At 71.3% G+C, this 22759-nt stretch carries 21 protein-coding genes; 9 read left to right on the top strand and 12 right to left on the bottom strand.

Features of this window, described 5'->3' with window-relative positions; genetic code table 11:
• Positions 1 to 117 precede the first annotated feature (117 nt).
• The 5 genes from ACIBEJ_RS33265 (at position 118) to ACIBEJ_RS33245 (ending at position 6155) form a co-directional block, all read left to right on the top strand.
• Positions 118 to 2340, top strand: coding sequence for a LuxR C-terminal-related transcriptional regulator (locus ACIBEJ_RS33265; RefSeq protein ID WP_397186842.1), 2223 nt, complete (start codon positions 118 to 120; stop codon positions 2338 to 2340).
• A gap of 96 nt (positions 2341 to 2436) precedes the next feature.
• Positions 2437 to 2778 (top strand): hypothetical protein, encoded by a 342-nt coding sequence (locus ACIBEJ_RS33260; RefSeq protein ID WP_397186841.1) that lies wholly within the window; start codon positions 2437 to 2439, stop codon positions 2776 to 2778.
• A gap of 109 nt (positions 2779 to 2887) precedes the next feature.
• On the top strand, positions 2888 to 3277 hold the full coding sequence (locus ACIBEJ_RS33255; RefSeq protein WP_397186840.1) for a nuclear transport factor 2 family protein: 390 nt from the start codon (positions 2888 to 2890) through the stop codon (positions 3275 to 3277).
• Between the two features lie 537 nt (positions 3278 to 3814).
• Positions 3815 to 4237 (top strand): nuclear transport factor 2 family protein, encoded by a 423-nt coding sequence (locus tag ACIBEJ_RS33250; protein WP_397186839.1) that lies wholly within the window; start codon positions 3815 to 3817, stop codon positions 4235 to 4237.
• Positions 4238 to 4880: 643 nt separating this feature from the next.
• Positions 4881 to 6155 carry an FAD-dependent monooxygenase gene (locus tag ACIBEJ_RS33245; RefSeq protein WP_397186838.1) on the top strand — a complete coding sequence of 425 codons (1275 nt, stop codon included), beginning with the start codon at positions 4881 to 4883 and terminating at the stop codon, positions 6153 to 6155.
• Positions 6156 to 6207: 52 nt separating this feature from the next.
• Here ACIBEJ_RS33245 and ACIBEJ_RS33240 read toward each other — a convergent pair whose 3' ends face one another.
• A complete protein-coding gene (locus tag ACIBEJ_RS33240) occupies positions 6208 to 6351 on the bottom strand; it encodes a hypothetical protein (RefSeq protein ID WP_397186837.1) in 144 nt (47 codons plus the stop codon).
• Positions 6352 to 6991: 640 nt separating this feature from the next.
• Here ACIBEJ_RS33240 and ACIBEJ_RS33235 point away from each other — a divergent pair.
• Entirely contained in the window at positions 6992 to 7258 is a 267-nt protein-coding gene (locus tag ACIBEJ_RS33235) for a MerR family transcriptional regulator (protein WP_397187433.1), read from the top strand.
• Between the two features lie 553 nt (positions 7259 to 7811).
• Here ACIBEJ_RS33235 and ACIBEJ_RS33230 read toward each other — a convergent pair.
• Positions 7812 to 9233 carry an MFS transporter gene (locus ACIBEJ_RS33230; RefSeq protein ID WP_397186836.1) on the bottom strand — a complete coding sequence of 474 codons (1422 nt, stop codon included), beginning with the start codon at positions 9231 to 9233 and terminating at the stop codon, positions 7812 to 7814.
• Positions 9234 to 9259: 26 nt separating this feature from the next.
• A complete protein-coding gene (locus ACIBEJ_RS33225; RefSeq protein WP_397186835.1) occupies positions 9260 to 9871 on the bottom strand; it encodes a TetR/AcrR family transcriptional regulator in 612 nt (203 codons plus the stop codon).
• 76 nt (positions 9872 to 9947) lie between these two features.
• Here ACIBEJ_RS33225 and ACIBEJ_RS33220 point away from each other — a divergent pair, with 76 nt between their 5' ends.
• Positions 9948 to 11258: a M14 family zinc carboxypeptidase gene (locus tag ACIBEJ_RS33220; RefSeq protein ID WP_397186834.1), complete on the top strand. Its 1311-nt coding sequence runs from the start codon at positions 9948 to 9950 to the stop codon at positions 11256 to 11258.
• 514 nt (positions 11259 to 11772) lie between these two features.
• Here the strand turns inward: ACIBEJ_RS33220 and ACIBEJ_RS33215 are convergent.
• Entirely contained in the window at positions 11773 to 13152 is a 1380-nt protein-coding gene (locus tag ACIBEJ_RS33215) for an MFS transporter (protein ID WP_397186833.1), read from the bottom strand.
• Between the two features lie 73 nt (positions 13153 to 13225).
• Here ACIBEJ_RS33215 and ACIBEJ_RS33210 point away from each other — a divergent pair, with 73 nt between their 5' ends.
• A complete protein-coding gene (locus ACIBEJ_RS33210) occupies positions 13226 to 13693 on the top strand; it encodes a MarR family winged helix-turn-helix transcriptional regulator (protein ID WP_397186832.1) in 468 nt (155 codons plus the stop codon).
• Between the two features lie 11 nt (positions 13694 to 13704).
• On the opposite strand, the gene ACIBEJ_RS33205 is transcribed toward ACIBEJ_RS33210, so the two are convergent.
• The gene (locus tag ACIBEJ_RS33205; protein ID WP_397186831.1) at positions 13705 to 14055 is read right to left on the bottom strand and encodes a winged helix-turn-helix transcriptional regulator; all 351 of its coding nucleotides are present in this window, start codon (positions 14053 to 14055) and stop codon (positions 13705 to 13707) included.
• Between the two features lie 119 nt (positions 14056 to 14174).
• Here ACIBEJ_RS33205 and ACIBEJ_RS33200 point away from each other — a divergent pair, with 119 nt between their 5' ends.
• A complete protein-coding gene (locus tag ACIBEJ_RS33200; protein ID WP_397186830.1) occupies positions 14175 to 15038 on the top strand; it encodes an NAD(P)-dependent oxidoreductase in 864 nt (287 codons plus the stop codon).
• Here ACIBEJ_RS33200 and ACIBEJ_RS33195 read toward each other — a convergent pair.
• The 7 genes from ACIBEJ_RS33195 to ACIBEJ_RS33165 form a co-directional block, all read right to left on the bottom strand.
• Positions 15022 to 16170: an MFS transporter gene (locus ACIBEJ_RS33195; protein ID WP_397186829.1), complete on the bottom strand. Its 1149-nt coding sequence runs from the start codon at positions 16168 to 16170 to the stop codon at positions 15022 to 15024. The two genes, ACIBEJ_RS33200 and ACIBEJ_RS33195, sit on opposite strands and share 17 nt — an antisense overlap.
• Positions 16167 to 16706: a Chromate resistance protein ChrB gene (locus ACIBEJ_RS33190; protein ID WP_397186828.1), complete on the bottom strand. Its 540-nt coding sequence runs from the start codon at positions 16704 to 16706 to the stop codon at positions 16167 to 16169. The genes ACIBEJ_RS33195 and ACIBEJ_RS33190 overlap by 4 nt, the downstream gene beginning before the upstream one ends.
• A 116-nt stretch (positions 16707 to 16822) precedes the next feature.
• Positions 16823 to 18055: an aminotransferase class I/II-fold pyridoxal phosphate-dependent enzyme gene (locus ACIBEJ_RS33185; protein WP_397186827.1), complete on the bottom strand. Its 1233-nt coding sequence runs from the start codon at positions 18053 to 18055 to the stop codon at positions 16823 to 16825.
• Positions 18052 to 19524, bottom strand: coding sequence for an MFS transporter (locus ACIBEJ_RS33180; RefSeq protein WP_397186826.1), 1473 nt, complete (start codon positions 19522 to 19524; stop codon positions 18052 to 18054). Before ACIBEJ_RS33180 ends, ACIBEJ_RS33185 begins: the two co-directional genes overlap by 4 nt.
• Before the next feature lie 6 nt (positions 19525 to 19530).
• Positions 19531 to 20391 carry an SDR family NAD(P)-dependent oxidoreductase gene (locus ACIBEJ_RS33175; protein WP_397186825.1) on the bottom strand — a complete coding sequence of 287 codons (861 nt, stop codon included), beginning with the start codon at positions 20389 to 20391 and terminating at the stop codon, positions 19531 to 19533.
• Positions 20388 to 21473 (bottom strand): hypothetical protein, encoded by a 1086-nt coding sequence (locus tag ACIBEJ_RS33170; RefSeq protein WP_397186824.1) that lies wholly within the window; start codon positions 21471 to 21473, stop codon positions 20388 to 20390. Before ACIBEJ_RS33170 ends, ACIBEJ_RS33175 begins: the two co-directional genes overlap by 4 nt.
• A gap of 23 nt (positions 21474 to 21496) precedes the next feature.
• Positions 21497 to 22741, bottom strand: a complete 1245-nt coding sequence (locus ACIBEJ_RS33165; RefSeq protein ID WP_397186823.1) for a beta-ketoacyl-[acyl-carrier-protein] synthase family protein — start codon at positions 22739 to 22741, stop codon at positions 21497 to 21499.
• Positions 22742 to 22759 lie beyond the last annotated feature (18 nt).

The following is a 22759-nucleotide window of genomic DNA, read 5'->3' as shown; positions in this document are numbered from 1 at the left end:
GGCGGGTTATAGCCACGATGTTCAGGTCTTGCAGCCCGCTTGCGCCGGCGCGCAAGGCTTCCGTCACGCCCGGATGGAAGGCTCGGGTGTCAGGAGCCCGCTGAGTGGGAGAGCACCATGATCTTCGGCAGGGACCGCGAGCTGTCGGCGATGAGGGCGGCGCGCCGGTTGGTGATGGTTCAGGGCCCGGAGGGCATCGGGAAGACCGCGCTGCTGCACCGCTTCCTCGACGACGCCGGTGACTCGATCCGTGTCCTGCGCGCCGAGGGTGAGGAGTGCGAGGCCGGCTTCGCCTTCGGAACCCTCACGCAACTCCTCGACCGGCCTCCGGCGCGCGACGATCCCTGCGCGGCGGGCGCCGAGCTCCTGGACCGGTTGCGGGCGGCGCGGGACGTCGTGCTGGTGGTCGACAACCTGCAGTGGGTCGATCGGGACTCGCTCGTCGCGATCGTCTTCGCGCTGCGCCGCTTGCGTGACGAGTCGGTGCTCGCCGTCCTCTCCGGCCGCGCCTTCGCCCATCCGGAGTCCTTGCGGCGTCTCCTGGACCGCGCCGGGGCGACGTCCGTCTCGCTGGACGGTCTCCCGATCGACGCCTTCGTCTCGCTCTTCTCCGGTGTTCTTCCGGTGACCGCCACGAGGCGGCTCTGGGAGCACACCGCGGGCAATCCGCGGCATGCCGGGGAAGTGGTCGAAGGGTCCGCCGGGCTCGATCTCGCCGGCCCGTTCACCGTGCTGCCCGCGCCGTACCGCCACGATCGGCTGGCGGCGGCGGCACTCGAACGTTGCTCGCCTCCTGCCCGGCGGCTCCTTCGAGCCGCGTCCGTCCTGACCTCGATCAGCCGGGGCGTGCCGGTCGACTGGGCGGCCCGCCTCGCGGAGGTCGACGAGCCGACGGCCGTGCTGGAGGAGTCCGGGCTGCTCAAGGTGTATCCGGCGGCCCGTGGTCTGTGCGTGACGTTCGAGGATCCCCTCGTCGGCCGGGCGGTCTATCTCAGAACGGCCCTCGCCGACCGGCTGGCGGCGCACGCGCGCGCGGCGGAGCTGGTCACCGGCGATCTGGACAGGCTTGAGCACCGGTGGCGCGGCCTCACCCGGTTCGACGGCCGGGTGGCCGGGGACATCGCCGACGCCGGCAGGCGCGCCGCCGCCGATGGCGCGTGGGCGGAGGCGGCCGGTCTCCTCCTGCGGGCCCGCACGATCGGAGCCGTCGCCTCGGCCGACGCCGTCGAGGCTCTCGTCTTCGACGGGCGGATCTCGGACGCGCGGGCCACGGCCGACGATCACGACCTCTTCGCGCAGGGCGTCCTCGCCTGCGCCGCCGGCCGGTTCGACGAGGCCCGCCGCCTGTTGACCCGGGCCCGGAACGACGAGCGCTCCCCGTCACGCCGGCAGCGCATCGCGGAGCACCTCACGCTGGGCTGCGACGGGGATCCGGCGTCCTATCTGGACCTGATGCGCCATGGGAACTCCCACCTCGCCCGCATGCTGGACGCGTCCGTCCGCAGCCTGGGCAGGTATCGCAGCGGCGATTGGGACGAGGCCGAGGACCTCGCCGGCGTAGCCGTGTGCCTGGCCGGCCAGGTCGACGGGTGCTGGCCTGCCGCATACGCGTACGCGGTGGCGTCGCTCGTGCCCGCCGCGCGCGGCAACTGGCAGGCGGCCGAGCGGCTGGTGCGCCTGGCCCGTTCGGCCGGGCCGTACGGCGCCGCCGCCTGCGCCGAGGCCAACCTGGCCGCGGCCCAGCAGCGGCACGACGACGTGATCCGGGCGCTCGCGGACCTTCCCGCTCCGCCCTTCGGTCCCGAGCTGCTGGCCGAGGCCCTGATCGCGGTGGGCGACCTGGATGGAGCGGCGTCCGTTCACCGCGCGGGCGACCCGGGTCTTCGGGTCAGTGCCCTGCTGGCCGCCGCCCTGAACGACCCGGGCCGGGCGAGCGTCCTGTTCGAGCAGGCGATCGCGCAGGCCGCGGACCCCTTCGAGCGGGCCCGCGGCCGGCTCGCCTACGGGTCGTTCCTGCGCCGGATGGGCCGCAGGACACGTGCCGCCGAACACCTTCAGGCCGCGTGGAACACCTTGGACGACCTGCGGGCGGCGCCGTTCCAGCGGCGGTGCGCCATCGAGCTGGCCGCCTGCGGCCGTCAGCGGCCCGCCGGCGCGGGGAACCTGACCCCGCAGCAACTGGCGGTCGCCCGGCTCCTGGCCCTCGGCAAGACCAACCGCCAGATAGCCAGGGAGCTGACGCTCAGCGTCAAGACCGTCGAGTACCACATCAGCCACACCTACCGCCGACTCGGCGTCACCAACCGCGTGGCCCTCACCAACGCCCTCGCCTCCACCTGAACCGGCTCGAACGCAGTCTTGGGAGCCATCCCCGACCAGGTGAGATCGTCTTCGAGCGAGCGAAGCTCGCTCAGCGACTCACCCAGGTACGCGTCGGTGACGTCCGGCATCGGATGTCAGCAAGCGATCCGGGCGAGGGCGCCGTTCTCCAGTGCCGTCCACATCGCCCCGTCCGGGCCCGCCGCGCTCACCACCGGCGTCCTCGACTGCCGCGACTTGTTCCGGCCGGCCAGACAGCCCGGCGGACGGGTGGTCGATGTCGCCCGCCTCAGGCTGTTCACCGCGGCGTCCCGCGCCTACCTGGCCGAGATCGAGCTGTGGGGTCCTCCGGCGGACGAGGCAGATACACACCCGAGGAGCAACAACGGCGGGAGCGGTCAGGGCTCAAGCTCCCGAGCGGTTCGAGGCCGGGGCCGGCACGGCTGGTCGGATGCCTGAACAGACAGGCTCGCCCCTCGGACCAGGGGGATCACGCGGCCGGCTCTACGATTTCAGCCTGTTGTACTCTGTTCGCTTCGCACGGGATTGATCACTGGAGAGGTTCCTCATGGCCGACCACACCACCCTCATGGACGAGCTGGCCAAGGCCGAACAGCGCCTGCAGGCTGCACAGCTCGCCGGAGACGTCGAAGAGCTGGACCGGCTGCTCGACGAGCGGCTCGTCTTCACCGGACCGCCGGACAACCGGTGCCACCCGGATGCCAAGCAGCTCGATCTCCACAACCATCGCTCACGAACACTGGTCCTGACGAAACTCCTCCAGGAGGACCTCACCGTGCTCGTTGTGGGGAACACCGGCGTCACCTGCTTCCTCGGCACGCTGGAAGGCAGCGTCGCCGGAACGCCGTTCGCCGGACGGATGAGCTACACGCGGACGTGGGTTCATACGAACGAGCACGGGTGGCGCATCCTGGCCGCCCACGCCAGCCCGGCATAGAGCGGGTACGCAGCACAGGCTGACTGACCCGCCGGGTCTAAGGCGGGCCTGGGCCGAGGAAGCTGCGGGCTCCCACCGTCCGCCTTCCTCGGGACTACACGGATCTTCGGCTCTGGCCCCGGTTCCGGTGGTGACGGAACGTGATGATCCGTCGTGGCCAAGGTCGACGACCCCGCGGCGCTCTCGCCCATCCAGCACGACGTGCTTAGACCGCTCCGGCGGACCTGACGCTTGGTCCATACCGGAGGCCAACGGAATACGACAGGACGGCCCGCACTACGCATCCGAGGCGGGGCCCACGGGGTTGGGGACCTGCGGACAGCGGCTGGCGGTACCCCCGACTGCGGTTCCTCCGTCCTGCGGATGCTGCGCGACCATCACCAGGCCCGCCCGGGCGGCCATCCTGGAGCCTGCCGATTGAGCTTGTCATTGAAGTCCCGATCTTCGGGTTCTCACCCACAGGCGCCTTTCGGCGGGAGGGCCGCCTTTACCTATCAGGTAATCGACAGACTGCGTCCGGCGCCAGAGGGTTGCGACATGAAGGGTGACACTCGTGACGTCGTGGAAGAACTGATGCGTCGGATGGCCAAGGGCGATCATGACCGTACGGCGGAACTGTTCGCCGAACCGGCCGACTGGCAGCTCAGCTGGCCCGCTGAAGGACACCCGGCGGTGCCGTGGATCCGCACTCGATCCAGCCGGGCCGATGTGGCAGATCATTTCCGATCGCTGGAAACTCACCATGTGCCCGAACTGAACGGCTCCTCGGTGACCCGGATCCTGGTGGATGGGACGCACGCCGTAGTGCTCGGAGAGATCGCGCAGACGGTCCGGGCTCATGGCGCCGCCTACACCTCACCCTTCGCGCTGCACCTGACCGTCGAAGACGGGCAGATCACCCGCTATCACGTCTATGAAGACAGTCTGACCGTGGCGAGGGCCCTCAGCACACAAGCATGATCGCGAGAACTGACGCCTTCTCCAGACCCTCGTCGTGACCCTGATGACCAGCCAGGCCGTACGGCATCGGGGCCGGTGCCGTCGGCGGTCAGCGCCCGCACCCCCGTCGCGGCGGCACGGCTGAGGCCGCGATTCAGCGTGCTCACCTCATCGCCGCGCTCCAGCGCGGTCTCCACGATCGCGCGGCCGACGTGGCGGGCGCCGCCGAGGAAGGCGACCCCGCCGCGGCGGCCGATCTGGCAATGCGTGGCCACCGATCCCCCGGCTCCACGAGCGTGAGCACGACCTGCCCTGCACGGCATCAGCCCGCGCATCCGCTGGGCAGGCGGTGCTCACGCCATGCGGGGGTGCGGCGACGGCAGTCCCCGAGTTCGCGTCCCGGGTTGAGGTCTGACGCCGGTAGGTCGTCTGACAGCGAAGGCTGGCCCTTTCAACGTCTCACCGTGTCGCGCGCAGACCTGGCGAATTCTCAGGCGATGGCCTAGCTGACGGCCTGGTTCGCACCAGTTTGCGGAGCATGGACGAGATTTCGGTCGTACCGATGAGTTTTGTGCGGATCCGGGGTCGATACGGCTGGACACCCCGACCGCGGTGGACCTGTGCTGGGAACGTCCAGCGTGGGAGGACACATATGGAGGCAGCGATGAGCGTCGACGACGTCAAGCGGGAGCACACCGTCCGGACTGGCGAGCGTGGGCCCAGGGTGCTGGTGGCGGGGGCGAGCATCGCGGGACCCGCGCTGGCCCACTGGCTGCGCCGGTGGGGGGCCGAGGTGACCGTGGTGGAGCGGGCTCCTGGGCTACGCCCCGGCGGGCAGGCGGTGGACGCGCGCGGGGTCGCCAAGGAGGTCATCGGGCGCATGGGGCTGGACGCGGCGGTGCGCGCGGCGTGCACCGACACCGCCGGCGCGCACACCGTGGACGCGGACGGGAAAGTGCTGGAGACCTTCCGTGTCGAGGACGACGGTGGCGACGGGTTCATCGCGGACATCGAGATCCTGCGAGGGGACCTGTCCCAGGTGCTCTACGACGACACCCGCGACGGCGTCGAGTACCTCTTCGGCGACCGGATCGCGGAGCTCGCCCAGGACGCGGACGGGGTCGACGTGGTCTTCGCGGGCGGCGACCGGCGGCGCTTCGACCTGGTGATCGGGGCCGACGGGTTGCACTCGGAGTTGCGAGCGATGGTTTTCGGGCCCCGGGAGCGGTTCCTCCGCCACCTCGGGCAGGTGCTGGCCTTCTACAGTGTGCCCAACGAGTTCGGGCTGGACCGCTGGCTGCTCGAGTACCAGGACCAGGAGACCGGGCGCTCGGCCCTCCTGCGGCCCATCCAGGACGCCACCCGGGCGATGGCCGTGTTCTACTTCCCCGCGGCCGACTTCGACGTCGACTACCGTGACGTCGCGGCCCAGAAGGTCCTGCTGCGCGAGCGGACGGCGGGCCTGGGCTGGTTGACCCAGGACATCCTCGCGCACCTGGACGACACCCCGGACTTCTACCTCGACCAGGTCGCCCAGGTGGTGATGGACCGCTGGTCGAGTGGACGGGTGGGACTGCTCGGGGACGCGGCGTTCAGTTCCTCGCCGATGTCGGGGCAGGGCACCGGGCTGGCGCTGGTCGGCGCGTACGTGCTGGCCGGAGAGCTGGCCGCCGCGGGATGGGCCCCCGACGCCGGGTTCGCCCGCTACGAAGCGCGGATGCGCTCGTTCGTCGAGGCCAACCAGGAGATCGGCCGGTTGAACGCCCGCAGCCGCGAGGTCCCCGGGCCGGACGCCGAGCCGTTCCCCGATTCCGCCGGCGAATGGTTCGCCGAACTGGTCGGGCGCGCGATCAACGGCGTCGAGCTGCCCGACTACGCGGGGGTGCCGGACTCCGTAGCCTCGGCCGGATCGCCGATCACCTCGTCGGCCAAGCCGTAGAGTCGCAAAAACTTCGCTGTCACAGGGCAGTGGGGCCGAATCCCATGCGTGATCAAGGCGGCCGCACGGTGCGCATCGGCACCTGTTCCGGCGGCACGGCCAGGCGCGGGCCGGGGAACCGGCCGAGCAGCGCGGGCAGGGCCATGCGAGCGGCGAAAGGCGACGAGCTGCTCGTGCGGTGGAGTTGGGAGGTCATCCGCCGCAGTCGAGGCTGCCGCGCCCGGAGCCGAAAATCTGTATTGGCGATGGTAGACATTCGCGCGTGCGGGCAGTATAGTTTCTGACATCGCAAGAACGGATCCACGGGCAGCGAAAGTAGTTCCTGGCATCACGACGAACTGCCCGCAGCACGATGAAGTCAGAGGTTGACGGCAGAAGGTCGGACGGGACGGGCCAGCGCAGTGGATAGGGGCCCTGACCGTGGACGCGCTGCCGAAGGTGAAGTTGGCAAGTGTTCCGGAAGAGAAAGATGAAGGGAGTGGTGACGCCATCGGGATCGCCCGTTGCCGGCTGAAGTTACGCGCCGCTCGGGTACCGCAGTTCCACAGAAAGAAGGTGGTCTACGGTCACGCATCCGCGATCCGCGCATCTACCGCCGCTCGCTGCGGTAGATGCGGACAACAAGAGCCGGCCGGATGGCCGGCAGATGGTGTTGAACTCTTCGGGCCCCGGCGCACAGGCGCCGGGGCCCCGTGCGCGTGAAGAGAAGGGAATGCATGGATCAACGCCGCTCGGCTGCCGATGATGACACGCTCGTTCACGGCAGGATTACGGAAACGACGTCGGAACCCACGGCCGAAGACCGGTTCGACGACGAGGACTACCCCGCCTACAGCATGGGCGCGGCCGCCGAGATGCTCGGCGTCACCCCCACGTTCCTGCGCGCCCTGGGCGCCGCCCATCTGATCGAACCGAGACGCTCCGGCGGCGGTCACCGCCGCTACTCCCGCTACCAACTGCGCCTGGCCGCCCGGGCCCGGGAGCTCGTCGATCAGGGCACTCCCGTGGAAGCCGCCTGCCGGATCATCATCCTGGAAGATCAACTCGCCGAGGCACTGCGGATCAACGCCGCGTACGAACGCGAGCGCGCCGCCGAAACCTGACGGCCGGCGCTGACGCCGCACGTCAGACCACTGGTACGGCACCGCCGTGGCGAGGAACCGGCCCGGTCGCCGGCACGAACGACGGGATGCTGCGGCTGGCGGCCGCCGACGAGCGCCCGCGCGCCGTTGAGCTGGCCGCCCTGGCCGGTGCCGCTGAAGTCGCTGAGGCTTTTACGCAGCCGGGACACGCACAGGGACGCCTGCCCGCTCGATCAGGTCATCCCGGGACACGGTGGTCAGCCACGTGCAAGTGGAAGGCCTTGGTGAAGCCGCGGGCTGGGTGATCGCGAAAAGGATGCACTCCTACGAGCGAGTGCGCGGTGAGGGCGTCCCTGGAGCCGCGCGGGGTGGTTTCCCACTCCTCGTCGAGCGGGTCGGCGTTGTCGAAGTCGGGCGGGTAGCGCGATATCACCCGGACTCCCTGGGGTCGCAGGCACTTGGAGAGGAGGGCCTGCGGCTGGCTGGGCGCTCAGATCTGGTCGGATACGGGGCGAGGAGTGCGGACTACCGAATCGGGTTCGGTCACCGGGTGGCCTGGTCCGGCTCGTGGGGGCTATGGGGTCGCGGATCGCCGCTTGGTGCCGGAGGTCGAAGCCGAGTGGCCCCCTTGCGCGTACGGCACAGCGCGAGGGATGACCAGCGCCGCGCCCACGGCGAGCAACCCGAGCAGCGCGGACAGCAGATAGGTGGTGACGAATCCACTCTCGACCGGCGTCCCGTTCACGCTGCCGGCGGCCAGCACCATGGCGCCGAGCTGCGCCCCGAACGCGCCGCCGACGCTCTTGGCGACAAAGACCACGCCGCTGACCCCAGCCGCCCGGCCGGCGGGCACGTCGGCCGCCACCACGTTGAGCCCGCAGGTGAGCACGATGGCGCCGCCCAGGCCGGTGACCGTCACCCCGGTGACGATCTCCCACGGAGAGCCGTGCCAGAAGGCGAGCATGGCGGTGCCGGCCGGGACCAGCACGGCGCCGAGAACGAGCACGCTGCGCCGCCCGAACGCCCGGGTCATGGGTCCGACCAGCGGCGCGACCAATGTGCCCGCGACGCCCAGCGGGAACAGGTAGATCCCGATCCACAGGGTGTCGGCGCCCAGGCCGTACCCGGTCTCGACGGGCAGGGACAACATCAGTGGCAGCGCGACCAGCAGCCCGAACGAGGCGAAGCCGGACACGAAGCACAGCGCGGTCACCCCGGCCGGGGAGCGCCCGGCCAGCAGCCGCAGGTCCACCAGCGGCTCGGCGGTGCGCAGCGCGGCGTACGCCCAAAGGCCCAGCGTCAGCGCGGTGGCGGCGAACACGGCGAGGGTGCCGGGCGCGGTCCAGCCCCAGCTCGACGCGGCGGTCACGCCGAGCATGAGCAGCGCGAGCCCGCCGCCGAGCAGGAGTCCGCCCCGCCAGTCGACGCGGCCGGCGGCGCGGGACGTTGAGGGGACGGCGAACCAGGCCCAGAGCGCGGCCGCGAGTGCTCCGGCCAGCCCCACGAAGAACAGCCCCCGGAAGCCGAACGCGGAGGTGAGCGGTCCGGACAGGATGAGGCCGAGCGCGCTGGCCAGGGCGGCGACGCCGATGACCAGGCCGTTGCCGGTGGCGCCCTGCCCGGGTTCGAGGGTGTCGCGGAACAGCCCGACGGTCAGCGGCAGCAGACCTAGCCATACGCCCTGCACCGCCTGCCCGGCGATCAGCACCAGCACGTTGGGCGCCAGTCCGGAGATGAGCGCGCCGGCGCTGGTGATGGCCATCAGGACGAGCAGGACGGTGCGCTTGTCGTAGAGGTCGGCCAGGCGTCCGGCGATCGGGGTGCTGATCGCCGAGCTGATCAGCCCGCCGGTGAAGATCCAGGCGATCGCGCCGGGCGAGGCGTCCAGTTCCTGCTGGACGAGCGGGATCGCGGGCGTGAACATCGTCTCCAGGAGCTGGAAGACGCCGATGAACAACACCGGCGCGCCGATGATGCCGAAGCCGGATCTGGGCATGGTCCTGCCTTTCGGGGGTGACCTGGCTATGCCGGGCCGAGGACCCTGGCCGTGGCCAGGGAGCACGCGGCGTCGGCGAAGTACTCCTCTGAGCTGCCGTGGACGCCGATGACGACCGCCTGCCCGAGCCCGGACAGCAGCGCCTTGAGCGCGCGGGCCAGGCGCACGGCCTGCTCGCGCGTGACGGGCGCGCCGGCATGCTCGCGGCCGACGAGGTGCCCGACGAGGTGGGCCTCGGCGGCGTTGATCGCCGTGTTGAGCTTGGCCAGCAGCTCCGGGTCGTTCAGCACGAGCTCCATCAGGCGGGTCTCGAACAACATCAGGCCGGCGGCCTGCGGGTCGGCCGACATCCGCCAGTACTGCCTGGCGATGGCGGCCACCACGTCCTCCAGCGGCCGCCCCGGCTCGATCTCCTCGACCGGCCGCAGGTCGAGCGGGCCGGCGTAGTCGTCGACCATCGCGACCATCAGCCCGTTCTTGCCGCCGAACAGCGAGTAGACGGCCCCCGTCGTCAGCCCCGCCAGCTCGGTGATGTCCTCCAGCGTGGCCCGCGCGCCCTCCCTTCCCACGATCTCGCGGGCGGCGTCGATCAGCGCGCGCCTGTTGGCGGCCTTGCTTTGCGCCCTGGTCAGTCGCATGGGGTGGGCCTCCCTGGTCGAGGTCTGACGAACGATAATCTAGATTATTAGAATTATCCAGATTATCTTTTGCCGCATGGACATCGACCTGTACGTGAACCAGGTGCCGGACTACGCCGCGTTTCCGACCGTGGACCAGATGCACGCCGAGCTCGACCACCTCGCCGCCACCCACCCCGACCTGGTACGGCTGCGCCCGATCGGCACCTCGCGCCTGGGCGAACCGCTACGCGTGGCCACGATCGGCGTCGGCCCCCACGACGCGGTGATCATCGGCGGCCCCCATCCCAACGAGCCGATCGGCGCCCTCACCGTCAGCGCCCTGCTGCGCCGCCTGGTCGAGGACAGGTGGCTGCGCGAGGAGTTCGGTTACCGCTGGCATCTCATCCCCTGCGTCGACCCCGACGGCGCCCGGCTCAACGAAGGCTGGTACGCCCGGCCCGGCGACCGGCGCGCGTACGCCGAGCACTTCTACCGCCCCCGCGAGGCCGACCAGGTCGAATGGACGTTCCCGCTGACCGGCGACGGCTACACCTACGACCGCACGATGCCGGAGACCGAGGCGCTGATGCGGCTCATGGACGAGGTCAAGCCGGCCTTCGTCTACTCCCTGCACAACGGCGAGCTCCAGGGCGCGTTCTCCTACCTCAGCCGCGACGTGCCGGGACTCGCCGCCGAGCTGGCCGCCCTCGCCGCCGGCCAGGGGCTGCCGCTACACATGGGCCCGCCGGAGGTACCGAGCGCGGTCAGGATCGGCCCGGCCGCGTATCTCACTCCGCGCGGCAGCGAGCTGGGCCCGGTCTACGGCATCGGCGGCGGCAGCGTCGACTACGCCGACCGCTTCGGCGCCTTGCACCTGGTCACCGAGCTCCCCTACTGGGCCGACCCCGCCGTCTCCGACGAGACCCCCACCGAGCAGGTGTACGCCGAGGTCATCGGCGCCTTCCTGGCCGGGCAGCGCGCGCTGATCACCGAGCTGGGGCGGTCGATGGCGACGGTCCAGGCCGACCTGACCGTGGCCTCGCCGTTCCGCCGGTCCCTGGAGGACTTCCTGCGCACCCACGACGACTTCGTCGCGGAATGGGAGGACTTCCCCGGCGCCGACCGGCCCGCCACGGTAGCAGAAGTGGTCGGCAACGAGCAGCTCAAGCACAGCATGCGGCTCCGGTACGGCGGGACGTACCTGCGCCTGCTGGACGCCGAGCTGGCCGCGGGCAACCCGACCCCGGCCATCAGGGCGGAGCGGGCCCGCATGGGGGAGGTCTTCGACGCCTGGTTCACCGAGGCGCAGACCGGGTTCACCGCCACCCCGATCCCGCTCCGCACCCTGGTCGCCGTCCAGCTCGGCGCTGCCCTGCTCGCGGCCGAGGCCGCCAAGACCGCGTAGCCTTCACCGCGCTTTTCGCAGAGCGGTCCTGGCGTGCGGCCAAGCATCTGTGGGCGAGGTCGCTCTCCCGCCAACCTCGCCCACGGTCCGCTCGCCTACGCCGCCAGGCAGGCGGGTTCCCATCGTGCGGGTCAGAGGCGGCCGGGCTTGCCCGTGCCCGTCGGGTCGGCGCCCGTAGCCGCCCTCGGGCATCGCGATGACGCGGTCAGCACGGTCATCTTCCGGGCCGTCACTGAGTTCAAGACCAGGTACCGGCCGCGCATACGGGACCTGATGCCCGAGTGCCCGCTGTGATCATTCAGCCGGGGTTCCCGCTGGAGCTGCCGGTATCGCCGCAGTGCCACTGCTTGCGCCTGACGAGAGGCTGGGAGAGCCCGACGCCACCCGCATGCCGAAGGGCGCTGCCCGAGCACCGACCATCCTCGCCTGTCCGAACGAGATCGGAAATCGAGAAAGGGGGGTGGAGTGGCAGGGGCGCCCGGGGCTCGAAGCCGGAACCTACGGATCAAGCGTGTCAGGCTGGGGTGAGGGTGCGGTTGAGGCGGCCGTAGGTGAAGGCGAAGGCGGCGGCCACGGCGCCGGCGACCGCGGCCACGGCGAAGATCCACTGGTAGCCCCGCTCCCCCGGCAGCGAAGCCAGGATGGCGGCGATGACGGCGCCGGCCGTGCTGCCGCCCGCGATGCGGACCAGCGCGTTGATGCCGGCGGCCACCGCGGTCTGCTCGGGGCGGACGTGTTCGACGGCCATCGTGCCCAGCGCGGCGTAGCTGACGCCCAGGCCGATGCCCATGAGGGAGGTGGCGACGAGGATGTCGGCGGGGCCGGTGTGGGCGAAGACGAGCCAGAGACCCGCGGCGCCGGCGATCGCGGAGCCGGTCCCGACCAGGGTGGCGGCGGCGAAGCGGCGCATCAGGTGGCCGGCGAACAGCGAGATCACCAGCATGAACACCGTGCTGGGCAGCAGGTAGAGGCCGACCTGGAGGACGGTGGCGCGCAGCGCGGGTCCTTGGACGAAGCCGGAGATGCCGGTCATGCTCATGAAGAAGCCGAACCCGAGCAGCATCGAGGCCACGGTCGCCCCGACGGTGCCGCGGTGGACGAGCATCGCCATCTGGACCAGCGGCTCGGCCACCCGGCGCTCCACCGCCACCCAGACGACGGCGACCACGGCGGCCAGCGCGAACACGCCCAGCGTCGCCCCGGAGGTCCAGCCCCAGGTGCCGCCCTGGCTGATCGCCAGCAGGAGCGCCACCAGCCAGACGATCATCAGTGCGGCTCCGGCCAGGTCGGGGCGGCCACCTCCGGCGGGCTTGGTGTCGCGTACCAGGACGAAGACGAAGGCCGACGCGACCACGGACAGCGCGGTCGTCACCCAGAAGAGCATGTGGTAGTCACCGGCGACCAGCCCGGCCAGGAGCATGCCGCCGCCCGCGCCGAAGCCCATCGTCGCGCTGAGCACGCCGATGCCGGTGGCGAGCTGGTTGCGGGGAAGCACGTCACGGACCACGCCGATCGACAACGGGACCAGAGCGGCGACGAAGCCCTGGAGCACGCGGCCCACGATCAACCAGGGCAACGTGGTGGCCAGGGCGGCGATGACCGAGCCGGCCACGAGCATGGCCAGGGCGCCGAGGATCACGGGGCGCTTGCCGTACATGTCGCCGAAGCGCGACAGGAGTGGTGTCGCGACCGCGCTGACCAGCAGGCTGATCGTGAGCGTCCAGCTCACGGCGGCCAGCGAGGCGTTCAGTTCGCGCTGCAGGATGGGGAGCAAGGGGACGACCGCCGTGTTCTGGACGGCGGCGACGGAGGCGGCGAAGGCGAGGACTATCACTCCTGGCCATGGGTTCCTGGTGGGTGTCATGCGGTCGGCGGTCGCGGCGACTGTCGCCAAGACGACTCCTTAGGTAACTTAGGTAAGTAACTGCGCTGCAGATAATACATACGTAAGTTAGGTAAGCAAATAGATGGACCAGGATCTCGCCTCCACCGTCGCGGCCTTCCGCGCCGTCATGCTGACGCTCAAGCGCGCCAAGACCCACGACATGATGGCCACCGTCGCCGGCATGCGCATCGACCAGCCCGACGCGCAGGTCCTGATCCACCTGCTCGACGCGGGCGAGCCGCGGCGGGTCGGGGTGATCGCGCAGGCCCTGCATGTGGAGAGCCCGCACGTCACCAGGACCGTCAACAAGCTCGAAGGGCAGGGCATGCTGGAACGCGTGCGCGACCCCGAGGACGGCAGAGCCTGGCGGATCGGGCTGACGCCGAAGGGCACGGACGTGGCCCAGGTCTGCATGCGGGTCCACACCGAGATCTTCGAGACCGCCATGTCGACCTGGAGCCCCCAGGATCGCGCCGACCTCACCCGCCTGCTCGGCAAGCTCTCCACGGAGATGTCGGCGATCCTGGAGGAACGCCTGGAAAAGGCGTAGAAAGCCAGGCGCTATGCCGACAGGTGCACCCGCTCCGCGCCGATGCGCTGGATGCGCTCGCCGCCCCACAGGCCCAGGGGGCGCAGGGCGACGTTGAGCGAGACGCCGTGCTCGGTCAGGGAGTACTCGACCTTCGGCGGCACCTCGCGATAGACCTCGCGGTGCACCAGCCCGTCCTCCTCCATCTCGCGCAGGTGCTGGATCAGCATTTTCTCGCTGACCCCGGGCAGCCCGCGCCGGAGCTCGGCGAAGCGGCGGGTCCCGTAGTTGTCCAGCTCCCAGAGGATCAGCGACTTCCACTTGCCCGCGATCACGTCCATCGCGGCGTCGATGCCGCAGAAGTACGGGCCCTGTCGTGCCATCAGCCCTCCTCAGGGGTACTTACCTTCGGGTGGGTACCCCACTTAATAGTCGGTACTGGTCAACTCTACCGGTGATGGAAAGGATGGTCGCGAACGAACTGACCTGAGGGGGAACCAAGATGACGGACCACGTGAGCGTGCTCGGGCTGGGCGCGATGGGCAGCGCACTCGCCGACGCCCTGCTGAAGGCCGGATACGAGACCACCGTCTGGAACCGCACACCCGGCAAGGCCGGCGACCTGGTCGCCCGGGGCGCCAGGGAGGCGGGCACCGCCGGCGAGGCGGTACGGGCGGGCGGCCTGGTGGTCGCCTGCCTGCTGGACCACGCGTCGGTGCACGAGGTTTTCGACCCGCTGGCCGGTGAGCTGGCCGGCCGTACCTTGGTCAATGTGACGACGACGTCGCCGGCCCAGTCGCGGGAGCTGGCCGAGTGGGCGGCGAAGGCGGGGATCGCGTACCTGGACGGCGGGATCATGGCGGTGCCGCACATGATCGGCCAGGAGGGCTCGTCGATCCTGTACAGCGGCTCGGCCGAGGTGTTCGAGACGTACAAGCCGGTGCTCGACCGCTGGGGCGCCAGCACGTACTTCGGGGAGGACGCGGGGCTGGCCTCGCTGTACGACCTCGCGCTGCTGGCCGGCATGTACGTGATGTTCGCCGGCTTCGTCCACGGCGCCGCGATGGTCGCGCCGGCCGGGGTGAGCGCGCGGGAGTTCGCCGCCATGGCCAAGCCGTGGCTGAGCGCGATGACCGGCGGCTTCGACGGGTTCGCCGAGGTCATCGACGGCGGGGACTACACGGTCGCCGGGCAGCAGAGCCTGGAGTTCTCCAACCTGAACGACCTCGTGGCCGCCAGCGCGGACCAGGGCATCAGCACCGAGGTGATCGGCATGGTCCAGACGCTCATCCGCCGCCAGATCGACGCGGGCCACGGGGCGGAGGGCTTCGCCAGGATCTTCGAGAGCATCAGGCAGCCCGCCTAGCGATCAGGATGAGCGCCAGGACCGCGGTCGCGGCGGCGAGGACGGCGAAGCCCCACGGCAGCGCCAGCGCGCCGGCCACCGCCGCGACCAGCAGCGGGCCGCCCGCGTCGCCCATCTCCCTGCCGAGTTCCGCGGTGCCCATGGTCTGGCCCAGACGCTCGGGCGGGGTGGCGGCGGCGAGGGCGGCGAAGGCGAGCGGGGTGATGAGCCCGGTGCCGACTCCGACCAGCGCCGCGGCCGTCAGCACGCCGGGCAGGCCGGGCAGCATGGCGGCGACCAGGCCGCCGGCGGTGAGCAGCAGTCCCGCCGCCACCCCGGGGCCCGTGGCCAGCCGGCCGGAGTCGAGCGCGCGTCCCGCCCAAGGCTGTACGAGCGCCGCGCACAGAGCCAGCACCGAGACGGCCGCGCCGGTGGCCGGCGGCGACAGCCCGGCCAGCGCCCCGGACACCGGCAGGAACCCGACGCCCGCCGACAGCGCGGCCGTGGCGGCGGCCAGCGCGGCCACCGGGCGCAGGAAGGCGCCGTCGGTCAGCCGCCTGAACAGGTCGACCACGCTCTGGCGGGCCTTCGGCAGGGGCGGCACGGCGGGCACCGCGAGCCAGGCCCACCCGGCCACCACCGCGGCCAGGACGGCCAGCACCACGAACAGCAAGGTCAGCCCGCCGGCCCACATCAGCGCGCCGCCGATCAGCGGCCCCGCCGTGTAGCCGATGCTCTTGAAGAAGCCGTAGGAGCCGAACGCGCGGCCGTGCCTGGCCTGCGGGTTGAGGCGGGCCAGCATCGCGGAGGCGGCCGGGGAGAACGCCGAGGCGGCGGCGCCCTGGCCCAGGCGGGCCGCCCACAGCCAGCCCGGGTCGCGTACCAGCACGAAGAGGGCGGAGGCGGCGGCGAAGCCGATCAGCCCGCCGAGCAGGACGGGCCGGGCGCCGATCCGGTCGGCCAGCGTGCCGAACAGGGGCTTGAGCACCACTTCCGCGCCGTCGTACAGGGCCAGCAGCAAGCCCAGGTACAGCAGCGACTCGACGCCCTGGCCCAGGTTGGCGGCGATGCCGTGGGCGCCGAAGGCGGTGGTGAACCCGGCCGCGTACAGGGGCCAGGTCCGCCGGACGGAGACGGGGGCGGAGAGCGTCATGACCCGAAGGCGTGCAGGTGGGCGAAGACCTTGTCGCTGTAGTCCTCGAAGCGGCGGGCGCACTCGGCCAGGCGCCGGTCGGCGAGAGCCGCCCCGGGTGCGCCGAACACGTCCTTGGCCTTGAGGTCACGGTGCCAGCGGCGCAGCCGTTCCAGGCTCTGCTCCTCCTCTTCGAGCTCGGCCAGGGTGAACTTGGCGGTGCGGATCTCCTTGTCCAGCTCCGCCTCGTACTTGCCGCAGTCGGCGGTGAACTCCGCCCAGTCCTCCTCGCGGGCGGCGGTGAACATCGCCTGGAAGCGGGCCGCGTCGGCGGGCGCGCGGCCGCTGGCGCGCAGCACCACGGCCTCGCCGTCCGCGCGCTCGGTGAGCTGTACGGCCCGCTCGACGCCCTCGGCGAACACCGGCACGTCCGGCACCGCCCAAACCCCTTGGCCGAGGGACAGCCCGCCCATCTTCCGCAGCTCCCGCCAGACCGCGACCCGATGCCGGGACGGCTGCGCGGGCAGCCGCACGATCAACATCACCCACTCGTTCACCGGGAGAAAGTAACACGCGTTACATCTCCGTGTGAAGCGGGCGACAGGTCGCGGAGCTCGCCCGGACCCTCGCCGCCCACCCGCAGGACCGGGAGGCGGCGCCGGATCTGTTCGGTTCAGAAGGCGAAGCGGTCCTTGAGGGCGGACAGGGTCGAGAGGAAGCCGTTCAGCTGTTCCTCGGTGTGGCCGTCGCTGATGATCAGGCGGAGCAGGGCCCTGTTGCGCTTGACGGCCGGGTAGACGAAGACGGGGACGAGGTAGCCGTGGTCCAGGAAGGACTGGCGCAGGCCCACGGCGACGTCGTCGTCGTTGACCGGGACCGAGACGATGTAGGTGTTCGTGTCGCCGGTCTCGCAGCCGATGTCGGCCAGCCGCTGGCGGAAGGCGGTCACCTTGGCCAGGTAGGAGTCGACGATCCCCGGCTCGTCGCGCAGGCGGCGGATGATCTCGCGGGCGGTGACCGCCGTGGGAGGTTGCATGGCGGCGGTGAACATCGAGGTCCCTGACAGGAGCTCGAAGGAGCGCACCGCCGCCGACGGGCCCGAGATCGCGCCGCCCTCCAGGCCCACCGCCTTGGAGAACGACATCATGACGAAGTCGGCCCGGTCCCGGATGTGCTGGTACTCGGTGGCGAAGGGGCGGTGGGCGGGGCCGTAGATCATGAAGCCGTTGGCGTCGTCCACGAAGCTGATGGCGTTGTGCTTCTCGCACAGGTCCAGGAGGGCGGGGATGGGGCCCATGGTGCCGTCGGCCGAGTAGACGCTCTCCATGACCACGACCACCTTGTTGCCGCGGACCCTGGTGAGCACGCGGTCGAGGTGGTCGGGGTCGTTGTGGCGGAAGAAGAAGACGCGCTTGCCGTAGCCCAGTCCCTCGACGGCCTTCCACAGGCTCCAGTGGGACTCGCGGTCCAGGACGAACACCGAGTCCGAGTTGTTCATGCGCACGCCCGCGCCGAGGTCGATGTCCTGGCTCATGGCGTGGACGAAGCCCAGGTTGGCGAGCAGGCCGGTGGCGAAGCTGATGGCGCGTTCCTTGCCGGTTACCTGGCTGACCTCGTGTTCGAGTTCGAGGTGGGCACGGCAGATGCCCTGCGTCATCCGGGAGCCGCCGGTGGTGAGACCGTACCGGTGGGCGCCTTCGGCGAAGCACTGGCGCAGGTCGGCGCGCTGGTGCAGGTTGAGGAGGTTGATGCTGGCCAGGTTGGTCAGCGTGCGGCCGTTCTGCGTGATGCTGGGGCCGGTGATGCCGTCCACGACCGCGGGCTCTCCGATCAGGCCCGATCCCTCCTCTAGGGTCTGGGCGAACGTCTCGAAGCCCCACTTGTCCACGGCGCCGGAGCTGGTCATGCCTTCTCTCCTAGGTTCGGGGCGATCCGGTGACGTCCGCGGAGCACGACCACGATGACCAGCCCGGTGATCATCAGGAGTGCCGCGGACACGACGACGGTCAGGTGCAGGCTCGCGACGAAGGTCTCCCGGGCGGAGGCGGCCACGTGCGGGTACGCGCTGCGCAGCGCGCGAGCCGGGTCCCGCACCACGCCCGCGTGGGGGAACCAGGCGGCGAAGGCGGCCGACATGACGCTGCCCAGGGCGGCGACGCCGAGCCCGCCGCCGAGCTCGTAGGAGGTCTCCTCGACGGCGGCGGCCTGCCCCGCGTGCTCGGTGGCGACCGCGTTCATGAGCACGTTGGACGCCGCGGTCAGCGCCACGGCCAGCGCGAACCCCATGGCGGAGAAGCACAGGCCGAGCAGCCACGGCCGGTCGGTGGTGGACAGCGCCACGAGCGGGGCCAGCGCCGCCGCGGTGCCCACCAGCCCGGCCGCGACCAGCGGCGGCGCGCCGAAGCGGGTGACGAGCGGTCCGCCCGCGAGGCTGCCGAGGACGCTGGTCACGCTCATCGGCAGGATGCGCAGCGCGGCCGAGAGCGGGCTCAGGCCCAGGACCAGTTGCAGGTACTGGGTGAAGATCAGCTCCAGCCCCACCAGCACGAGGAACGTGACCAGGATGGACACGGCCGCCGTGGAGAAGGCGGCTCCGCTGAACAGCCGCACTTCGAGCAGCGGCCGCTCGGCGCGCAGTTGCCTGCGCACGAACCAGATCAGCAGTACGGCCGCGCCCGCCCAGCTCGCCAGGGCAGGCGGCGCGAGCAACGAGTCGTGCCCCGCCGCCTTGATGCCGTAGGCGAAGCTGAGCACCCCGCCCGTGGCCAGCAGCGCGCCCAGCGCGTCCAGGCGTCCGGTGCCGGACCGCGGCGACTCCGGCACCAGGAGCAGGGTGAGCGGGATCGCGGCCAGCATGACCGGGACGTTGATCAGGAACACCGCGCCCCACCAGGTCCACTCGACGAGCGCGCCGCCGACCAGCGGGCCGACGACGGCGCCGCCCGCGGCGACGGCGCTCCACACGCCGAGGGCCGTGGCCCGCGGCTTCGGGTCGGTGAACACCTGCCTGATCATCGAGAGCGTGGACGGCATGATCATCGCACCGCCCAGGCCGAGCACCGCGCGGGCGGCGATCAGGACGGCCACGTTCGGGGCGAACGCCGCCGCGAGCGAGGCCAGGCCGAAGACCGCGTACCCGGACAGCAGCATCGCCCGCCGGCCGTACCGGTCGCCGAGGACGGCGAAGGGCAGCAGCAGGGGCGCGCAGACGAGGGAGTAGACGTCGGCGATCCACAGCACCTGCGCCGAGTCCGGGCCCAGGTCGGCCGAGAGCATGGGCAGCGCGGTGTAGAGCACCGTGATGTCGATGACGACGATGAACAGGCTGGCGCACAGGATCGTCAGCACGACCCACGGGTTCCGCTGTCCCCTCATGTGGTCCTATTCCCGGAAGGTGTGCAGGGCAAGGGCGTCGAAGGCGCGGGCGGGCAGGATCCAGCGGGCCGCGGCGAGCATGCGCGCGTCCCAGCCGACCAGGTAGCGGCCGCGTGGCCGCGCCGAGGTCAGGGCGTGGACGATGGCCGCGCTCACCCGGGCGGGCTGGGCGGCCAGCTTCAGCATGCGGTCCTGGTCGGCCCTCGCCCGCTCGACCGCCTGGTCCCAGGCCGGGTAGTACAGGCGCAACCGGTCGGGGTGCACCCGGTCCGGCAGCGACTCGAACGCCCGCAGCGAGCGTGGCCAGAGCTGCGTCCGCACCGCGCCGGGGTTGACGAGCACCACGCGGATGCCCCACCGGCGCAGCTCCATGCGCAGCGCGTCGGAGGCCGCCTCCAGCGCGTACTTGGCCGCGCAGCTCGCGCCGATGCTGGGGAAGACGCACAGCCCGTTGATGCTGCTGATGTTGACCACCCGGCCGCCGCAGGCGCGCAGGTGCGGGGTGACCGCCCTGGTCACGGTGAGCGGGCCCAGGTAGTTGACCTCCAGTTCGTGCCGGACGAACTCCATGGGCAGGATCTCCAGCGGGCCGTGGTACTCGGCGGTCGCCGCGTTGACCACGCCGGACAGGCGGCGCCCCGGGCCGGGCACCTTCGCCACCGCCTCCTCGACCGAGTCGGGCGAGGTGACGTCGAGGTGGATCGGCTCGATGCCCTCCGGGTGGTCGGCGAAGGTCTCGGTGACGGCCCGCTCGGGGTCGCGTACCCCGGCGAAGACGTGGAACCCCTCGGCCGCCAGCGCCCGTGCGGTGACCGAGCCGATCCCGCCCGCGGCGCCGGTGACCAGGACGGCGCGGCCGTCGGTCATGCGGGGAAGTACGACCGCAGCGGGCCGTCGCGCCGCACGTCGAGGGTCGCGCAGTGGAAGGAGCCCGCGAAGGCGTAGTAGGACTCGAACGAGCAGGGCACGGGCGTGAAACCCCACTCCTTGAACGCATGGATCATGGGCTCCTGGTTGCGTTCCACCACCACGCGGCGCTCGTCGAGCATGAGGACGTTCATGTTGACCCAGCCGCTGACCACGCCGATCGGGTTGGAGTCGGTGTGGACGGGGTCGGGGGCGACGAGCACGTCCCAGTCCCGCAGGATCGGCGGGAGGCTGGACAGGTCGAGGAACTCGGGGTTGACCAGCACCTTGCCGGGAGCCAGCGGCATGAAGGTGGTGTCGATGTGCATGGCCTGCGGGCAGCGCGACTCCAGCACGTGGATGCGGTAGTCGTCGCCGAGGTGGCGGCGCAGCCAGTCGATGCCGGCCTGGTTGGTGACGTGGCTGCGCTGGCAGAACAGGTCGCGGCCGCAGCGGACGAAGTCGGCCGCGTCGAAGGCCGGCTCGAACTCGGTGGTGACGAACCCGATGGGCTCGCCGGGCTCCGGCACGCGGTAGTCGTCGTCGTAGAGGTCGTCGAGAAGCTGGGGGCGGGGCGCGGCGGTCCACCGGGCGCCGGCCGCGGAGTACTCCTTCAGAAGCCGCCGGTAGGGCCAGGTCTCGTAGTGCCGTCCTCGGTCGGCCATCGGCGCCTCGATGATCTCGTCGCCGACGACGAGGAAGACGTCACGGGGGTTGGCCGCGCAGAACCCGGTCCCGACCTGCCAGGACGGGGTGGAGAAACCGGCGGCGAAGTCCATGGGCTCGGGCCTGCGCACCCGCACCCCGGCCGTCTGGAGGATGTCGACGAACTGCTCCAGGTCGGCCTTGGCCGGCTCGATCATCTCGGGCGGGTAGGGGGTGCCGCCCTCGCCGCTCACCTCCTCGATCGTGTCCCACTCCCCCGGCGGCACGGTGACCTTGTTGATCACGTTCCAGTCGGGCAGCATCGCGCCGTCCACCACGCCGACGACGACCTCTTCCAGCGGGTCCCACTCGTTGTGCGAACTTACGGGTCCAGACATCGTTGCCCTTTCCAGGTGAGATCTCACGGCGTCCACGCGCGGACCACCAGGGCCGCGTTGTGTCCGCCGAATCCGAAGGAGTTGCTCAGCGCGGTGCCCACGTCCATGGGGCGCACGCGGTGCGGCACGTAGTCGAGGTCCTCGTCCTCGGGCGCGTCGCAGTTGAACGTGGGCGGCACGAGGCCGGTCGTGATCGCCCTGGCGGTGGCGATGAGCTCGGCGGTGCCCGCCGCGCCGATCATGTGCCCGGTCAGCGCCTTGATGGAGCTGATCGGCGGCACGCGGGCGCCGAAGACCGTGCGGATCGCCAGGCTCTCGATCCTGTCGTTGAGCACGGTCCCGGTGCCGTGCGCGTTGATGTAGTCGACGGCGTCCGGTTCGAGCCCGGCGTCCTCCAGCGCCAGCCGCATCACCGTGGCGGCGCCCAGCCCGTCGGGGTGCGGCGCGGTGGGATGGAAGGCGTCGGTGGTGGCCGCGTACCCGGCGACCTCCGCCTGGATCGTCGCGCCCCTCTCCAGGGCGTGCCCGGCCTCCTCCAGGACGACCACCGCCGCGCCCGAGCCCATGACGAAGCCGTCGCGGTCCCTGTCGAAGGGGCGGCAGGCCCGCTCCGGCTCGTCGTTGCGCCGCGACAGCGCCCCGGTGATGCCGGTGGTGGCCATGTCGAAGGGGGTGATCGAGTCGTCGCAGCCACCGGCTATCACCATGTCGGCCCGGCCGGTCCTGATCCACATGGCCGCCTCGCCGACGCTCATGGTGCCGGTGGCGCAGGCCGTGCTCATCGAGCCCGAGGGGCCCGCGGCGCCGAAGCGCAGGGCGATCTCCGCCGACGGGCTGTCGGCCGACAGCGCCGCCGCCGCGTACGGCGGCACGCCCCTGGGTCCGCGCTCGTTGAACCGGCCGTACAGGGACTGCTGCAGCCAGCTACTGCCGTACCCGGAGCTGACCAGGACGCCCAGCCGGGGCTTGAGCTCCTGTCCCTGCGGCAGCTTGGCGTCCTCCGCCGCCTGTACGGCCGCCGCCAGGCCGTACCGGGCGAAACTGTCGAGCCTGCGGCTCACCTTGTGCGGCATGTACGCCAGCGGGTCGAACCCCCGGACCTGGGCGGCGATCGTGGTGCCGTGCCCGGCGGGGTCGAACGCGTCGATCCTCGCCACGCCGCTGCGGCCCTGGAGCAGGCCGGACCAGAACGTGTCCACGTCCAGGCCGACGGGGGAGATGACGCCCGCGCCGGTGATGACCACGCGACGGGGATGGCGGATCGGCATGAGCGGGCTGCCTTTCGC

It is taken from the genome of Nonomuraea sp. NPDC050790, assembly GCF_044456745.1.
In the GTDB taxonomy this organism is placed as follows: domain Bacteria; phylum Actinomycetota; class Actinomycetes; order Streptosporangiales; family Streptosporangiaceae; genus Nonomuraea.
This window is presented reverse-complemented; position numbering and strand designations above follow the sequence as displayed.

Coding starts and splice junctions, on each gene's coding strand:
- ACIBEJ_RS33265 (WP_397186842.1), top strand. CDS start 118: ATGATCTTCGGCAGGGACCGCGAGCTGTCGGCGATGAGGGCGGCGCGC.
- ACIBEJ_RS33255 (WP_397186840.1), top strand. CDS start 2,888: ATGGCCGACCACACCACCCTCATGGACGAGCTGGCCAAGGCCGAACAG.
- ACIBEJ_RS33250 (WP_397186839.1), top strand. CDS start 3,815: ATGAAGGGTGACACTCGTGACGTCGTGGAAGAACTGATGCGTCGGATG.
- ACIBEJ_RS33245 (WP_397186838.1), top strand. CDS start 4,881: ATGAGCGTCGACGACGTCAAGCGGGAGCACACCGTCCGGACTGGCGAG.
- ACIBEJ_RS33240 (WP_397186837.1), bottom strand. CDS start 6,351: ATGACCTCCCAACTCCACCGCACGAGCAGCTCGTCGCCTTTCGCCGCT.
- ACIBEJ_RS33235 (WP_397187433.1), top strand. CDS start 6,992: ATGGGCGCGGCCGCCGAGATGCTCGGCGTCACCCCCACGTTCCTGCGC.
- ACIBEJ_RS33230 (WP_397186836.1), bottom strand. CDS start 9,233: ATGCCCAGATCCGGCTTCGGCATCATCGGCGCGCCGGTGTTGTTCATC.
- ACIBEJ_RS33225 (WP_397186835.1), bottom strand. CDS start 9,871: ATGCGACTGACCAGGGCGCAAAGCAAGGCCGCCAACAGGCGCGCGCTG.
- ACIBEJ_RS33220 (WP_397186834.1), top strand. CDS start 9,948: ATGGACATCGACCTGTACGTGAACCAGGTGCCGGACTACGCCGCGTTT.
- ACIBEJ_RS33210 (WP_397186832.1), top strand. CDS start 13,226: ATGGACCAGGATCTCGCCTCCACCGTCGCGGCCTTCCGCGCCGTCATG.
- ACIBEJ_RS33205 (WP_397186831.1), bottom strand. CDS start 14,055: ATGGCACGACAGGGCCCGTACTTCTGCGGCATCGACGCCGCGATGGAC.
- ACIBEJ_RS33200 (WP_397186830.1), top strand. CDS start 14,175: ATGACGGACCACGTGAGCGTGCTCGGGCTGGGCGCGATGGGCAGCGCA.
- ACIBEJ_RS33195 (WP_397186829.1), bottom strand. CDS start 16,170: ATGACGCTCTCCGCCCCCGTCTCCGTCCGGCGGACCTGGCCCCTGTAC.
- ACIBEJ_RS33185 (WP_397186827.1), bottom strand. CDS start 18,055: ATGACCAGCTCCGGCGCCGTGGACAAGTGGGGCTTCGAGACGTTCGCC.
- ACIBEJ_RS33180 (WP_397186826.1), bottom strand. CDS start 19,524: ATGAGGGGACAGCGGAACCCGTGGGTCGTGCTGACGATCCTGTGCGCC.
- ACIBEJ_RS33175 (WP_397186825.1), bottom strand. CDS start 20,391: ATGACCGACGGCCGCGCCGTCCTGGTCACCGGCGCCGCGGGCGGGATC.
- ACIBEJ_RS33170 (WP_397186824.1), bottom strand. CDS start 21,473: ATGTCTGGACCCGTAAGTTCGCACAACGAGTGGGACCCGCTGGAAGAG.
- ACIBEJ_RS33165 (WP_397186823.1), bottom strand. CDS start 22,741: ATGCCGATCCGCCATCCCCGTCGCGTGGTCATCACCGGCGCGGGCGTC.